General features: G+C 34.3%; 1 protein-coding gene. It reads right to left on the bottom strand.

The window, feature by feature from the left end; all coding sequences use genetic code 11:
• Positions 1-15: 15 nt before the first annotated feature.
• Positions 16-771: an IS5 family transposase gene (locus ACYSN2_RS11075; protein WP_461750308.1), complete on the bottom strand. Its 756-nt coding sequence runs from the start codon at positions 769-771 to the stop codon at positions 16-18.
• Positions 772-852: the final 81 nt, after the last annotated feature.

Here is an 852-nt window from a genome sequence, read left to right as displayed (position 1 = left end):
GGGTCTGTTGAACATTCATAATTTCAACCAAATATAAGCACAGGCTAAAGCAACATTACTGATATAGCTATTTTTCAACTTATCATATCGTGTTGCTAAACCTCTGAAATGCTTTAAAGTTGCAAACATATTCTCGACAACATGCCGAGCTTTATAAATATGCCAATCCATATGAGCATTGCTGGATAGGCTGTTTCTTTTATTAGGAATATTTGGGTGAACTCCTTGTTGAGATAGAGACTCACTTATTTTTTCAGATATATACCCTCGATCTGCATTCAACAATTTTGTCTGCTTTAAATCAATTTTTTCAATAAGATCAGGAGCGATTTTGACATCATGAGTCACGCCATCACTAATTATAAAATCAAGCGGATTGCCGTGAGCATCTACTATAAGATGAATTTTAGTGCTATTACCACCGGCGCTTTTTGCAATAGCTTGTGGTTCTGGGTCAGAAGATCCTGTACTACTTTGATGTGCTCTGATATGTGTGCCATCAATGGATAACCATTCCATATCAGGATCTTGGATTAATATTTTGAATATTTTAGAAAAGATATCAAGTTTAGACCATCTCCTAAATGCTTTAAAAACGGTATTAGGTTTTCCAAAACACTCGGGAAGATAACGCCATTGACAGCCTGTTTTAAGGCGAAATAAAATTCCTGTGAAAATATTTCTTAAATTTGGTTTGTCATAGATATTTAAATCTAGGAGAATAGGCTTTAGCTTCAACCAAAGCTGATCATTAAGTAATGTTTGGGGCATAAAATAGAGAGTTTGTATTGTTTTCTGGCGATTACATTTTACAACTCTCTATTTTTTTATTTCAAATGTTCAACAGACCCT

This window comes from Ignatzschineria sp. LJL83 (assembly GCF_054871845.1).
Note: the sequence above shows the minus strand (reverse complement) of the source record. Positions and strands in the feature narration are given on the sequence as shown.